Below are 15,003 nucleotides of genomic sequence, written 5' to 3' on the forward strand. Positions count from 1 at the left end.
GGGCTTGCGGGGAGCCTGCCGGGTGCACTGTGGGAGGGACTTCAGTCCCGACTGCTGTCGCAATCGGTCATTGGATGGCTTCACTCGTCGCGACCGAAGTCGCTCCCACAGGGGCTTGCGGGGAGCCTGCCTGGTGCACTGTGGGAGGGACTTCAGTCCCGACGCATTGCGCCATCGGAACGCATAGCACTTCGCTCGCCTCGGCTGCATGGCAGCCGACGCCTAGAGGAGGCCAATGCGCCACCCGCCAACTCCGCAGGCGGCGCAGTGTCACTAGACCACGGCCTTTCAGCCACCATAGGGATCGACAGTGCGAATGCTCCCGTCCGGCTCGACGTGCAGCGGCGTGCACTTGACCGAGCGCAGGTGGGTCACGCCGCCGGACAACAGGGCGTCGTGGTAGAACAGGTACCAGCGCCCCTGGAACGCGCAGATGGAGTGGTGCGTGGTCCAGCCCACTACCGGCTTCAACAGCACGCCGCGATAAGTGAACGGGCCATACGGACTGTCGCCGATGGCATAGCACAACAGGTGCGTGTCGCCGGTGGAATACGACAGGTAATACCGGCCCTGGTCCTTGTGCAGCCACGGTCCCTCGAAGAAGCGGCGCGCGTGGTCGTCGGCGCGCAGCGGCTGACCGTGTTCATCGAGGATGACGATTTCGCGTGTGCGCTCCGCCAGCTGCGTCATGCCGGGGTCGAGCCTGGCGATGCGCGGCCCCAGCGCCGGTTCGTCGCCGACAGGCTCGGCGTGCGCCGCATCGAAGCGATCGTCGCGATACTTCTGCAACTGCCCGCCCCAGATGCCGCCGAAGCACAGGTAGTGCGCGCCGTCGTCGTCCTCGAACACGGCCGGGTCGATCGAATAGGTGCCCGCGATCGGCTCGGGTTCGGCGGCGAACGGGCCTTCCGGGCGATCGGCCACCGCTACGCCGATGCGGAACAGGCCGTGCGCGTCCTTGGCGGGGAAGTAAAGGTAATAGCGCCCGTCGCGTGCCGCCGCGTCCGGCGCCCACATCTGCCGGCTGGCCCAAGGCACGTCGCGCACATGCAGGGCAACGCCGCACTCGGTGACCGCGCCTTCCGGCGCGTCCATGCGCAGCACGTGGTAGTCCTCCATGCCGAAGTGGCCGCCGTCGTCGTCGAACGGCGCACCGCTGTCGATGTCGTGCGACGGATAGATGTACAGGCGCCCCTCGAACACATGGGCCGACGGATCGGCCGTGTAAATGTGGGTGACCAGCGGTTGCGAGACGGCGTGCGCCGCGAGGTGGTCGAGGTCGCTGCCCTGGCGCCGCGCCTGCAGGTGGTGTTCGATGCGACGTTCCATGCGCTTGTCGATCCGGTAGAAGCACAGCAGCGCCACCGCGACCAAGAACGGAATGGCGCTGTAGACGCTCACGGTCAGGCGGATGCCGTCCACCACGGCCTGCGGCTGTTGTTCGGCGCCCGCCTGGTAGCCGTGGTGCGCGAGGATGCCGGCGACCAGCGCGCCGCCGATACTGAGCCCGATCTTCAGTCCGCACAGCATCGCCGAGAAGATGATCGCGGTGGCGCGGCGATGGTTCTTCCACTCGGAGTAGTCGGCGACGTCGGCGATCATCGCCCACAGCAAGGGGATGGTGATGCCGTAGCAGAAGCCGTGCAGCATGAAGGCGCCGAAGGCCACGCCGATCGCAGTGGGCGGCAGGACGTAGAACACCAGCAGGAACAGAGTGGAGACCAGCAGCGCGCCGCCAAAGGCATCGCGCTTGCCGAAGCGGTCGGCCAGCCGCCGCGAGAAGCCGATGCCCAGGATCATGCACAGGATGCCGCAGGCGTTGAACAGGCTGAACGCCGAGGTCGCCGCATCCTGCGGCCAAGTGAAGCCGGACAGGCCCCAGCCGCCGAGCAGCGCATTCACACCGCCGATGAAGCCGTTGAAGCCGGAGGTGTCGAGAAAGCCCGCCAGCGCGGCCTCGCTCAGGTAGTACTGGAAGTAGTAGATGTAGGTGCCGCCCTTCAGCGCCAGGTTGACGAAGACCAGCACGGTCAGCGCCAGCATCACCTTCCACGGCCGGTTGTGCAGCAGGTCGGACAGGTCCTGCAGCACGCCGGCGCTCTGTTCCTTGGCCGGGACGATGCGCTCGCGGGTGGTGGCGAAGGTGATCAGGAAGAACAGCGTGCCCACCACCGCGAACACCGTCATCAGGCGCTCGAAACCACGCACATTATCGCCGTCGCCCAGGATCAGCACCAGCGGCAGCAGCAGCACCTGGATGATGAACTGCGCGATCATCACCGCCACGAAGCGGTAGGCCGACAGGCTGTTGCGCTGAGCCATGTTGCCGGTCAGCACGCCGCTGAGCGCCGAATACGGCAGGTTGTTGGCCGCGTACACCAGCATCAGCAGACCATAGGTGGTCAACGCGTAGACGACCTTGCCGCGCGCGCCGAGCTCCGGCGTACTGAAGGCGAGCAGCGATAGCACCCCGAACGGAATCGCCGTCCACAGGATCCAGGGTCGGAACTTGCCCCAGCGCGTGGCCGTGCGGTCGGCGGCGATGCCGATCAGCGGGGTGAACACGAACGCGCCGAGCAGGCCGATCACGAAGATGATCGTCGCCGCCGTGGCGGCCGGCAACCGGTACACATCGGTGTAGAAGAAGGCCAGGTAGGTGATCAGGGTCTGGAAGATCAGGTTCGCCGCCAGGTCGCCCAGGCTGTAGCCCAGCTTCTCGCGCACCGACAGCACATGCACGGCGGTCTCCGCACTGCGGGCCTCAGTCACGGCGCGCCTCCACGGTGAAACGCGCACGCACGCGGGCATCGGCACTTGAACCGCCGATCCGTACTTCGTAGCTTCCTGCCGGCACGACGTAGGTGCCGCGCGCATCGTCGTACTGGCGCAGCGCCTGCTGCGCGTCCAGTTCGAACGTCAGGGTTCGGCGTTCGCCCGGGGCCAGGCTCACGCGCTGGAAGCCGCGCAGTGCCTGCTGCGCATCGCCGGGCGCGGCCGCCAGCCGCCGCACGTACAGCTGCGCGACTTCGTCGCCGGCGCGCTTGCCGGTATTGGCCACCTCAACCTGCACCTTGAGGCGTCCGTCGTCGGCGATGCGCGGCGCATCCACGCGCAGCTTGCCGTAGTCGAAGCGCGTATACGACAGCCCGTGGCCGAACGGATACAGCGGCGTGCCGCGGAAGTAGCGGTAGGTGCGGCCTTCCATCGCGTAGTCGTCGAACGCGGGCAGCGCCTGGTCCGCCCGGTAGAACGTCACCGGCAGGCGGCCGGCGGGGTTGACCTCGCCGAACAGCGCCTGGCCCACCGCGGTGCCGCCGCGCTGCCCGGGATACCAGCTCATCAGGATCGCTGGCAGATGCGCCTGCGCCCAGTCCACCGCCAGCGCCGAGCCGCCGGTCAGCACCATCACCACCGGCTTGCCGGTGGCGTGCAGCGCTTCCAGCAAGGCGCGCTGCGGCGCGGGCAGGCGCAGGTCGGTGCGGTCGCCACCGGCGAAGCCCGGGTAGTCGACCTTCATCTCTTCGCCCTCGACATCGCCGGTCAGCCCGCCGACGAACACCACCACGTCCGCGTTGCGCGCGGCATCGAGCGCCTCGTCGAACGACGGCTTCGCCCCGGGCATGCGCCAGCCCAGGCGCACGCTCGCGTCGCGCTCGGCGTCGTAGTACTCCAGCTTCACCGCATAGGCGCGGCCCGCCTGCAGGTCCAGGTCCACGCCGTCGGCGCGCATGCAGTCGCTGTCGGTCCAGTGATCCAGCACCAGCTTGCCGTCGACATAGAGGCGGAAGCCGTCGTCGGCGGCCGCCTCGATGCGGTAGCGGCCCGAGACCGGTGGCAGCAACTGACCGCTCCAGCGGATGCTGAAATGATCGTTGGGAATGCCTTGCCCCGGCCCCGCTTCGCCGCGGGCCAGCAGATTGTCGGTCGGCGAACCGCGGTCCCAGCGGAAGCCGATCTGCGCGTCGGTGCGCACCAGCGCCGGCGTCCCCGACAGATCGGGCGTGCGGAAGTATTCGCCGCGCAGGCCGCGTTCCGGCGAGTCCGCCGAGGGCCGCAGATACGTCGCCTCGATCAGCGGCGTGGCGCTCGGATCGTCGCGCCCTTCGACCAGATCCACACCGCGCGCATAGCGCACCTCGATGCCCTTGGCCGCGTCGCGGATGCCCTGCAGGATGGTCACCGGCGCCGCCGGCGTGCCGAAGTAGTTGCCGAGCAAGGCCATGGTGTCGTCGGCGGTCGGGCCGACCACGGCGATGCGCTTGAGCGTGCGCGACAGCGGCAGCACGCCATCGTTCTTCAGCAGCACCAGCGATTCCTGCGCGGCCTGCAGGGCCAGCGCATCGTGCGCGGGCGCCTGGTTCACCGACGCGGGGATCCGCGCCCAGCGCACGCGCTCGGGCGGATCGAACATGCCCAGCCGCATGCGCGCGGCGAACAGGCGCGTCACCGCATCGTCGATCTCCGCTTCGCCGATCAGCCCCTGGCGTACCGCCGCCGGCAGCGTGGCGTACTCCTGGCCGCACTCCAGTTCGGTGCCGTTCCTGACCGCGAGCGCCGCGGCCGCCTCGCGGCTGGGCGCGAGGTGGTGATGCTTCCAAATATCGACGATGGCCCAGCAATCCGACACCACGTAGCCGGTGAAGCCCCAGTCGCGGCGCAGCACGTCGCGCAACAGGAACTGGCTGGCGCTAGCGGACTCGCCGTACACCCGGTTGTAGGCGCCCATCACCGCATCCACCTTGCCCTCCTTCACCAGCGCCTCGAACGCCGGCAGGTAGGTGTCGTAGAGGTCGCGCTTGCTGGGGCGCGCGTCGAAGTGGTGGCGGTCGGCCTCCGGGCCGCTGTGCACGGCGAAATGCTTGGCGGTGGCATCGAGCTTGCGGTACACCGGGTCGTCGCCCTGCAGCCCCTGCACGAAGGCCACGCCCATGCGCGCGGTGAGGTAGGGATCCTCGCCGTAGGTTTCCTGGCCGCGGCCCCAGCGCGGGTCGCGGAAGATGTTGATGTTCGGCGACCAGAAGGTCAGCCCCTGGTAGCGGCCATGCGCGCCTTCGCGCAGGAACTGGTGGTGCTTGGCGCGCGCCTCGTCGCTGATGGTGCTGACCACCTGCCCCATCAACGGCACGTCGAAGGTGGCGGCCAACCCGATGGCCTGCGGAAACACGGTGGCCTGCCCGGCCCGCGCCACACCGTGCAGCGCCTCGTTCCACCAGTCGTAGGCCGGCACGCCCAGGCGCTCGATCGCCGGCGCGGCGTTCTGCATCTGCGCCGCTTTTTCCTCCAGCGTCATCTGCGCGACCAGCGCCGCCGCCCGGGCCTCGAAGCTGGCCGAGGTATCCTGCCACGGCTTGGCGTCGGCGGCATGGCCCACACCGGCCAGCGCGGTGGCGGCGCACAGGGCCAGCGTGCGGAACAGGCGGCCGCCAACACCGCTGCGAAAGGAAGACCTGCGCGTCATCATCGTTTGCTCCTGGGGGCGCGCTCGTCGCGCGCGAAAGGACCGAGCAGGGCGCCCACGAAGCCGCCTGCACGATCCGTACTCAACACGGTTCCGTCGACGTCGTCGGCGAGGGTTTGCCAACCCTGCCCCGTGCCGGTGTCGAACGCGAACGCATATTTTCCTTCGTCACCGGAGATCTTCAGGCGCAGTGCGCTGGACGCGTCCAGTTCGCGGCTGGCCAGAGTTTTGGTCGCTCCCTTGCCCGCGCGCGCTTCGAGGAACACGGCCACGCGATCGCGGCCCACACGGCGCACGCCAAGGAAGTACCACCAATCTTCGTTCTGGAACGCCGCCAGCCCTGCCGCCATGCTCGCTTCGGGGCGCGTCAGCGCGGTGCTGGCCTCGAACCGCAAATGCTGCTGGCGGCGCCCCAGGAAGGCGGGGTTGCGCAAGGTGTCCAGGTTCTCCGGCAGCGGATGCACGGCCAGGCTGCCCGGACGCGTGCCCAGGTCCGCCCAGTCCTGCTTGGGCACACGCACGCGCAACCAGCCGCGGCCAAGCGTCGGCGCATCGAACTCATCGCGCTCGACGAAGTTGCCGGTGGACGGCGCCTGCGACGCCTCGCCCTGCATCCACGACGGCGCCTTGACCGCGTACGGGATGGCCTGCCCGGCGGGCAGGATCACCGGCCAGCCGTCGCGCCACTGCACCGGCAGCAGGTAGGTCTCGCGCCCGGTGTTGTAGTGGCGCACGTCGTAGGTGCGGCTGGCCAGGAACACCGCCCACCAGGAACCGTCCGGCCCTTCCACCAGGTCCGCATGCCCGGCATTGGCGATCGGCAGCGGCCGAGCGTCGGGCAGGTCACGCTGGGTGAGGATGGGATTGCCCGCATACGGCTGGTAAGGGCCCCAGACCTCGCGGCTGCGCAGCACCACCTGCGAGTGCTGCGGCCCGGTGCCGCCCTCGGCGTCGGACAGGTAGTACCAGCCGTCGCGTCGATACAGATGCGGCCCCTCGATCCAGATCGGGTGCTTCGCCGGCTCGACGCCGCCGTCGATCAGCACCTTGCGCGGCCCCACCGGGGTGAAGCTCGCCAGGTCGAGTTGCTGCATCCAGATCGCGCGGTGGCCCTCGTAGCGCGGCGGGCCGGGCGGCGCGTCGTTGTTGAGCAGGTAGACGCGGCCGTCGGCATCGAAGAACAGCGACGGATCGATGCCGCCGATGCCAGGCAGCCAGTGCGGATCCGACCAGGGCCCGGCGGGATCGCGCGCGGTGGCGATGAAGTTGCCGCCGCTGTCCACGGCGGTGGTGACCACGTAGAACACCCCTTCGTGATAGGAAATGGCCGGCGCGAAGATGCCGCGCGACACGCTCAGGCCATCGAAGTCGACTTGCGTCGGCCGGTCGATCACGTTGCCGACCTGTTTCCAGTGCACCAGATCCACGCTCTCGAACACCGGGATGCCAGGGAAGTAGGTGAAGCTGGAATTGACCAGGTAGAACCGCCCGTTCGCGCGGACGATGCTCGGGTCGGCGTGGAAACCGGCCAGGACCGGGTTGCGGTAATGCCCGGCCGGCAAGGGCGCCTCGAAGGCCGCGTCGCGCCCGGCGTAGTCGAACCAGTCGAAATAGACCGGCGGTGCGGGCGCGGCCCACAGCGGCTGCAACGCAGCGGACAACAGCAGGACGGCCGTGGCGAGCAACGGGCGCATCAGTGAACTCCTTCGGACAGTGCGAGTTCGAATGGTCCTGCCGGCGCACCGGAACGGTCGCGCAGCGTGCAGATCGGGCCATCGGCCCAGCAGTAGCGCACGCGCGCAGCGGCGACGGCCTGGGGACTGCGCAGGACGACGGCGCGCCCGTCCAGCGCGGCATCGGCATAGGTACAGCGCTGCGCCTGGGCATCGCAGAGCTCGAAGCCGATGGGGCCGCTCGCCCCGGTCGTGACCAGGCTGCCGTCGACGTCGTCGAACACGATGCGCACTCCGCCCTGCGTGCGCGTTGCCGTGCGGGGGATCGGGCCGGACGGCGCCAGCGCGCGTTCGCCGTAGACCACGTGGCGCGCCGCCCGCGCCAGGCGCCGTCCCAGTTCCTGCTTGTTCGGCGGATGGATGTCGTAGGCATCGCCGATGTCGATGGCCACCGCGATGCCGCTGTGCGGGTCTTCGGCCGCCACGCGGCGCTGCGCCTCGCGCACCTGCGCCCAGCCGCTCTCCACCGGGGCCTGCGGCGGCAGGCCGTAGCCGGCGAGCTGCACCACCAGCAGCGGCATCTTTGCACCGAATTGCCGGCGCCAGTCGTCGCGCAAGCCACGCAACCGCATCGCATAGGCCGCGCCGTCGCCGGTGTTGGATTCGCCCTGGTACCACAGCATGCCGCGCAGCCCGTAACGCCCCAGCGGCGCGATCATGCCGTTGTACAGCGTCGACATACCGGAGGCCGCATGCCACGGCGCCAGCGGCGGTGACTGCGGATCGGGCGCGACCCGGTACTGCCAATGCCGATCCAGGACGATGCGCGTGCCATCGGCCAATTCCACGGCATGCGCACTGGCGGGGCCTGCCAGTCCGCCTTCGCCGTAGGTATCCAGCACGTTGACAACCACCGTGTTGGTGCCGGCCTTCAACAGGCCGGGCGCAAGCGCATACCGGCGTGGATCGCTCGGCGCGTTCTGGCTGCCCACGGCCACGCCGTTCACCCAGGTCATGTCGGTTTCGTCGACCGGCCCCAGCACCAGCCGTGCGCCCTGCGCCGCCTGCGCGGCGCTCAGGGTGACCTGCGTGCGGTACCAGACCATGCCGTTGTAGTCGGCGAGCGCCGGCACACCCCAGCGCTCCCATGCGCCGAGTGCCGCCGGCGCGTCCCGCCACCCAGTGCGGTCCGCACCGGGCTGCCATGGCGTATCGCCCGGCGTGGCACCGGCGCGCGTGGTCCACCATTGCTGCCAATGCCGGCCCCAGCGCGCGCTCGCGGCGACGGGGTCGGTGGCGTACAGCGCCAGCACGTCGAGCGCCTCGTCCATGCCGCCCTGCGCACGCAACGCGTCGGCGCTGGTCCAGGCCTCGATCCGCGCGCCGCCCCAGGCCGACTGGATCAGCCCCATCGGCACCTTGACCGTCTTCTGCAACTCCCGCGCGAAGTAGAAGCAGGCGGCGGAATACTCCCGCACTGTGTCCGGCATCGCGGGTCGCCACGCGACCGCAGCCGCGAACGCATCCTGCGGCGCGACCGCCGCGGCCTTGGGCACGGTGAACAGACGGATGCTGGGCTCGGCGGCCGCGGCCAGTTCGCGGCTCGCATCCAGCGCGCGCCATACCGGCAGCTCCATGTTCGACTGCCCGGAACACAGCCACACATCGCCCACCAGCACATCGCGCACGACCTGCCGCGCCTGTCCCGCGCGCACGGTCATGTCGTAAGGACCGCCCGCGGCGACCGGCTTGAACGTGGCATGCCAGCGGCCGCCGGCATCGGCACGTGCGCTGACCGACTGGCGGGCGAAGGTCACCGACACCGTGGCACCCGGCGCGGCGTTCCCCCACACCGGCATCGGCCGGTCGCGCTGCAGCACGGCGTGATCCTGAAACAGCGCATGCAACAGCGGCGGCACCGCGTCTTGCGCCACGCCGGGCGTGGCGCTGCACCCCAAGGCCGCCGCCAGCAACCAGCCCGTCCACGTGGTCGGCTTCATCGTCCATCTCCCGGTGCGGAGGGAAACTGCAGGGCCTGGTACCAGGCCAACGGGTGCGGTGGCGCGGCTTCGCCCGCGGGCAACGGCCGCCCGCTCACCGACTGGAAGTACGCCACGCTGGCATCGCGCCACCATTGCGCTTCGCGCAACTGGATGCGCAGGAACGCCGCCACCTGCGCGTGCCGCTCGGCATCCACCTTGCCGCGCAAGCCGTCCCAGGTGGACTGCATGGCCTGCACCTGGCGCACGCCTTGCGTATAGCGCCCAACCAGTTCGTCCCACAACGGTCGTCCGGAGGCCATGCGGTGGTCCCACGGCACGTGGTGGAACCACAGCAGCAGCGACTCGGGTACCCGCGCCGGATCGCCATATACGGCCGCCACGTCCGGTGCGTACTGGCTCACCGCATTGCTGCCATGCGCAGTGCGATCGAAACCGATGCCATCGCGATCGGCGCGGTGGTAGTACACCGCCGTCCAGTCCGCGCGCGGGCCGCCGTCCACCCAGGGGCCGGGACCGTAGTGGTGGCCGCGCGCCATCAGGTGGTGCAGGCCCAGCGGGGTCATGTAGTTCACCGCGGCCTCGCGCGAGCCCATCATCATCCCGACGATGGGCTGCACCACCTCCGGTGCCGGCGAGAACGTCATCGCCGCCCAGTCCTCGGCGATGGCGCGGGCGGATTGGTGCGGATTCCAGGCCAGGCGGCCGAAGGCGTACCAGTTGGCCTGGTCGAAGTGCGAGCCGCTCCAGGTGCGGTCGTTGCCGATGTTGGCGACGCCGGCGATGCCGGTCAGGGCGTGGCCTTCCAATGTGCCATCCACCACGTCCGCCACCGTGGATCCCGTGCCGCGGGCATGGGTGTCGGATTGCAGCACGTCCTCGTACAGCGGCCCCAGGTACACCAGGTGCGTGGCGAAGCCGAGATACTCCTTGGTGATCTGCACTTCCAGCATCAGCGGCGTGCGCGGCATGGCGCCGAACAGCGGATGGAAGGGCTCGCGCGGCTGGAAATCGATGGGCCCGTTCTTGACCTGCACGATCACGTTCGGGCGGAAGGCGCCGTCGAGGCCGACGAACTCGGTGTAGGCCTGCATGGCGCGGTCCACCGGCACGTCGTGGGCGTAGACGAAGGCCCGCCACATCACCACGCCGCCGTGCGGCGCCAGCGCATCGGCCAGCAGGTTGGCGCCGTCGGCGTGCGAACGGCCATAGTCCTGCGGGCCGGGCTGTCCCTCGGAATTGGCCTTGACCAGGAAGCCGCCGAAATCCGGAATGCGCGCATAGATCTCGTCGGCCTTGTCGCGCCACCAGCGCTGCACGGCCGGGTCGCGCGGATCGGCGGTGTTCAACCCGCCCAGCTCGATGGGGGCGCTGAAGCGCGCGCTCAGGTAGATGCGGATGCCGTAGGGCCGGAACACGTCCGCCAGCGCCGCCGCCTTGTCGAGGTAGGCCGGCGCCAGGCTTTGCGCGTTGGCGTTGACGTTGTTGAGCACGGTGCCGTTGATGCCGATCGAGGCATTGGCGCGCGCGTAGTCGGTGTAACGTGGGTCGCGCCATTCCGGCAGGCTCTGCCAGTCCCACAGCGAGCGGCCCGCATAGCCACGCTCGACGTGGCCGTCCAGGTCGTCCCAATGGTCGAGCACGCGCAGCCGGATCCGTGGCGACTCGCGCATCGCGAGCGCTTCGAGCGACGCGCCGGTCTGCAGCAGGCGCAGCAGATGGAACACCCCGTACAACACGCCGATGTCCCGGCGTCCCGCCACCAGCACCACCGCGTGCCCGTCGATGCGGGTGCGCTTGAGCAGGTAGCCCTCCTCGCCCAGCGCCGCGATCTCCTCGCGAAATGGCGCGAGCGCTGGCGACGACTGTGGCGTGCCCAGTACCACCGCGTGATCGCCGCTTGCGCCCGCACGCATCGCCGGGGCGCGCCCCAGCAGGCCGGTGAGGCCACGCACCAGCTCGTCGCGCGCCACACGCTGCGTCGGCGTCCGCGCCGGCGCCACTACCTCGTCCAGGCGGGCGGCGCCATCCGCACGTGCGGCGCCTTGCGAGGGCAGGTAACGCAGCCACAGCGCTGCGCCGTCCTCCGCGCGCAGGCTGCCCGCGCAGACCATCAGCACCATGGCAGCGCATGCCATCCACTGACACCGCATGACATGCGGACGGCACCCAAGCGCCGCCAGCAAACCTTGTAAGCTGACGGCGTACCCGCGGCGCGGCAGCGTCAGGAACAACAAAGGGAACGCGTTTTGGACAAGCCGAAGAAAGCGGTCCGCCGCAAGACCAGCGGGGTGACGATCGACGAGGTGGCGGCCTTGGCCGGGGTTTCGCCGATGACCGTGTCGCGCGCGATCAACCAGGGCAAGGTACGCGATGCCACCCGCGAGCGCGTGATGCGCGCGGTGCGCGAACTGGGCTACACGCCCAACTTGGCGGCCAGTTCGCTGGCCGCCGCGCAGCACACCCGCATCGCCCTGATCTACACCAATCCCAGCGGCGCCTACCTGCGCGAGCTGCTGGTCGGCCTGCTGCGCGTCGCCTCCAACGCCGCCATCCAGTTGGTCATCCACTACTGGGAAGACCTGGACCCCGATGCCGAGCGCAAGGCCGCGCGTGCCCTGGGCGGGCGCGTGGATGGCGTGATCCTGCCGCCGCCGTTGTGCGAATCGCAGGCGGCGGTGAGCGAACTGGTGAAGGCCGGCATCCCGGTGATCGCGATCGCCGCCGGGCGCCTCAGCGACGCGATCTCCTGCGTGCGCATCGACGACTTCCATGCCGGCAAGGAGATGGCCGAACACCTGATCCAGCACGGCCACCGGCGCATCGGCTTCATCCGCGGGCGCCAGGACCTCAGCGCCAGTGCGCGGCGCTACGAGGGCTTCGTCACCGCGCTGCAGGAGGCCGGGCTGAAGGTCGAACCCGGCCTGGTCCAGCAGGGCGACTACACCTACCGCTCGGGGTTGGCCGCCGCCGAAAAGCTGCTGTCGCAGCGGCGGCCGCCGACCGCGATCTTCGCCAGCAACGACGACATGGGCGCGGCGGCGATCTCCGTCGCGCACCGGCGCGGCCTGGAAGTGCCGCGCGACCTGTCGGTGGTCGGCTTCGACGACACCTCGGCCGCCACCACCGTGTGGCCGGAGCTCACCACCATCCACCAACCGATCGCCTCGATGGCCGATGCCGCCATCGACATCCTGCTGCGCAGCATCCGCCGCAAGCGCGACGACACACGCATGTCCAGCGACCACGTGGTCCCGCACCGGCTGGTGCTGCGCGGTTCGGTCGCCGGCCCACCCAAGGGGCGCTGACGCAGGACGCAGGCTCACGCGCTCGGGCATGCGACAGTGCTCTCCGCTTCGTTCAATGCGCCGAGCGCGACCCGCGACACCGACAGCGTCATCGCGCCCGCCGTGGTCAATGCCCACGGACGATCCAGCTTGCTCAGATCCGCGCCGGCTGCCGCCAGGCACTTGAGCGGCACGCCCACGCGCTTCCACTGGCCGACCGGCAGGGCTGTCAGCGTCGGCCCGATCGCCACCCGCGCGGCGCAGCCGCTGCCGCAGCCGACCGCCAGCCACGCCTCGCCTTGCGGGGCGGCGTCCACGCGCAGCGTGGTCACCAGCATCAGGTCGCCGTTGCTCTCGCGCTGCAGGTCCAGCGGCGTATGCGACTGCAGTGCGACCACCGCCTCACGCCCGCCCGACCAGGCGAGGCGGCGGCCATCCTCCTGCGCCAGGTGGTCCACGCCGGTGACCTTGAGCAGCGCGCCATCGAGCGATTCCGGCACGCGGGTGACGGTCACGCCCTGTCCATTGGCCCCTTCCAGGCGCAAGGCCATGCCCGGGCCGGCCGCGCCGCGGGCGAAGAACACGCCGGCCGCAGCTTCGTTGCCGGTGAGGCCGGAGACTTCCGGCAACCTGGCCAGGTTGCCATTGTCGGCATAGCGCAGGCCGTAGCCGAAGGCGAACAGCGGGTCGTAGCCCTTCTGCCCCAGGTTGTTGGCGTATTGCGTCGCCGTGCGCGGCCAACTGAAGCTCAGCGAGCCCTTGAAGTCGTGCTGCACGCCGCCCTGCGAGTTGCGCAGCAGCACGTCGGCGATACCCGCGCCTTCCGATCCGGGCAGCCACGCCGCCACGAAGGCATCGGCCGCGTTGAGTTCGCGGTTGACCCACAGCGGTCGCCCGCTGAGAAACACCGCGACCACAGGAATGCCGTCGGCCTTGAGCCGCTTGATCAGCGCCAGGTCGGTGTCGTCGCCCGGCTTGTAGGCCAGGGTCGGCCGATCGCCCTGGAACTCCGCGTAGGGATTCTCGCCGAACACCACCACCGCGACGTCCGGCCTGGTCGTGTACGTGCCGTCGACCGCCAGCACGGCCTCGCCGCCCACGGCCTTGGCCTGCTGCGCGAAACCTTCGTAGATGGTGTCAGCATTCGGGAAGTCCTTGCGGGTGGTGCCGGTGCCCTGCCAGTTCAGCGTCCAGCCGCCGGCCTGCTTGCCGACGTCGTTGGCGCCGTCGCCGGCCACCAGGATGCGCTGCTTCGGCGACAGCGGCAGCAGACCGCCCTGGTTCTTCAGCAGCACCAGCGACTCGCGCACCGCCTGCCGCGCCACCGCGCGATGCGCCGGCGCACCGATCAGCGCGAACTGGCCACCGACCGCGCGCGCCGACGGCTTGCCCGCCTCGAACAGGCCCAGCCGCATCTTGACCCGCAGGATCCGGCGCACCGCATCGTCCAGGCGCTGTTGCGAGATGGTGCCGTTCTTCGCCGCCGCCAGCGTGGTGGTGTAGAAGCCCTTCCAACTGTCCGAGGCCATGGCCATGTCCAGGCCGGCGTTGATGGTGGCGGGGCAGTCGGTGGGCGTGCAGCCCTTGACCTGTCCGTGGCCGTTCCAGTCGCCGACCACGAAGCCGCCGAAGTGCATGCGCCCCTTCAGCGCGTCGGTCAGGTAGGTCTTGTGACCGTGCATCTTTTCGCCGTTGACGCTGTTGAACGAGGCCATCGCGGTCTGCGCACCGGCAGCGATGGCCGGCGGATAGCCGGCGGCATGGATGCGCACCAGCTCGGCTTCGCCGATTTTGGTGTCGCCCTGGTCGCGGCCGTCGGTGGTGCCGCCATCGCCCAGGAAATGCTTGACCGAGGCGATCACATGGCGGCCATCGAGGAAGTCCGGCGTTCCCACCTTGCCCTGCAGCCCTTCGACCATCGCGCCGGCGTAGCTGGCCACCACCTCGGGCGATTCGGAATAGCCCTCGTAGGTGCGCCCCCAGCGATCGTCCTGCGGCACCGCCACGGTCGGCGCGAAGGTCCACTCCATGCCGGTGGCGCGGGTTTCCAGCGCGGTGATTTCGCCGATCCGGCGCAGCAGCGCCGGGTTGCGGGTCGCGCCCAGGCCGATGTTGTGCGGGAACAGCGTGGCGCCGACGATGTTGCTCTGCCCGTGCACGGCATCGATGCCGAACAGCACCGGAATCGCCTTGCCGCCATGCGAGGTGTCCATCGACGCCGCATAGAACGCATCGGCCAGCGCCAGCCACTCGGCCGGCGCTGCGTCGTAGCGGCCGCCGGGATCGGAATTGCCGCCGGCCAGGATCGACCCCAGGCGATATTTGCGTACGTCCTCCGGGGTGAGGCTGCCGATATCGCCCTGCACCAGTTGGCCGACCTTCTCCTCCACCGTCATGGTGGCGATCAGCGCGGTGAGGCGCTGTTCCAGCGCGGGATCCTCGGGCAGCGGCCAGGTCACGCTGGGCCAGGGGCTGGCCTCCGCGCGGGCGGGCGCCGCGGCCTGGACGTCGCCCTTGCACACGGCAAGCGCGAGCAGCAGTGCGGCCAGCAACGCGCCGGTGTGGCGTGTGGAACGGGTATCGGT

7 protein-coding genes and 1 pseudogene are annotated in these 15,003 nt (G+C 69.9%); 1 reads left to right on the forward strand and 7 read right to left on the reverse strand.

The window, feature by feature from the left end; genetic code table 11:
- Nucleotides 1–288: 288 nt before the first annotated feature.
- From SLW52_RS06090 to SLW52_RS06115, 6 genes and pseudogenes are all read right to left on the reverse strand, one after another.
- Nucleotides 289–1,305: a glycoside hydrolase family 43 protein gene (locus tag SLW52_RS06090; RefSeq protein ID WP_320740067.1), complete on the reverse strand. Its 1,017-nt coding sequence runs from the start codon at nucleotides 1,303–1,305 to the stop codon at nucleotides 289–291.
- Nucleotides 1,279–2,739, reverse strand: a pseudogene (locus SLW52_RS06095) (MFS transporter); the annotation flags it as partial. The gene SLW52_RS06090 and the pseudogene SLW52_RS06095, both read right to left, overlap by 27 nt.
- A gap of 22 nt (nucleotides 2,740–2,761) precedes the next feature.
- Nucleotides 2,762–5,461, reverse strand: a complete 2,700-nt coding sequence (locus SLW52_RS06100) for a glycoside hydrolase family 3 C-terminal domain-containing protein (protein WP_320739741.1) — start codon at nucleotides 5,459–5,461, stop codon at nucleotides 2,762–2,764.
- The gene (locus SLW52_RS06105) at nucleotides 5,458–7,152 is read right to left on the reverse strand and encodes a glycoside hydrolase family 43 protein (protein WP_267085025.1); all 1,695 of its coding nucleotides are present in this window, start codon (nucleotides 7,150–7,152) and stop codon (nucleotides 5,458–5,460) included. The genes SLW52_RS06100 and SLW52_RS06105 overlap by 4 nt, the downstream gene beginning before the upstream one ends.
- Nucleotides 7,152–9,131, reverse strand: coding sequence for a sialate O-acetylesterase (locus SLW52_RS06110; RefSeq protein WP_320739743.1), 1,980 nt, complete (start codon nucleotides 9,129–9,131; stop codon nucleotides 7,152–7,154). The genes SLW52_RS06105 and SLW52_RS06110 overlap by 1 nt, the downstream gene beginning before the upstream one ends.
- Nucleotides 9,128–11,269 (reverse strand): alpha-glucuronidase family glycosyl hydrolase, encoded by a 2,142-nt coding sequence (locus tag SLW52_RS06115; protein ID WP_320739745.1) that lies wholly within the window; start codon nucleotides 11,267–11,269, stop codon nucleotides 9,128–9,130. The genes SLW52_RS06110 and SLW52_RS06115 overlap by 4 nt, the downstream gene beginning before the upstream one ends.
- A gap of 111 nt (nucleotides 11,270–11,380) precedes the next feature.
- On the opposite strand from SLW52_RS06115, the gene SLW52_RS06120 reads away from it, so the two are divergent.
- Nucleotides 11,381–12,439: a LacI family DNA-binding transcriptional regulator gene (locus SLW52_RS06120; protein WP_017913380.1), complete on the forward strand. Its 1,059-nt coding sequence runs from the start codon at nucleotides 11,381–11,383 to the stop codon at nucleotides 12,437–12,439.
- Nucleotides 12,440–12,453: 14 nt separating this feature from the next.
- Here SLW52_RS06120 and SLW52_RS06125 read toward each other — a convergent pair whose 3' ends face one another.
- Nucleotides 12,454–14,940 carry an exo 1,3/1,4-beta-D-glucan glucohydrolase gene (locus SLW52_RS06125; RefSeq protein WP_320740068.1) on the reverse strand — a complete coding sequence of 829 codons (2,487 nt, stop codon included), beginning with the start codon at nucleotides 14,938–14,940 and terminating at the stop codon, nucleotides 12,454–12,456.
- Nucleotides 14,941–15,003: the final 63 nt, after the last annotated feature.

The sequence above is a fragment of the Xanthomonas sp. LF02-5 genome, assembly GCF_034105325.1.
In the GTDB taxonomy this organism is placed as follows: domain Bacteria; phylum Pseudomonadota; class Gammaproteobacteria; order Xanthomonadales; family Xanthomonadaceae; genus Xanthomonas_A; species Xanthomonas_A sontii.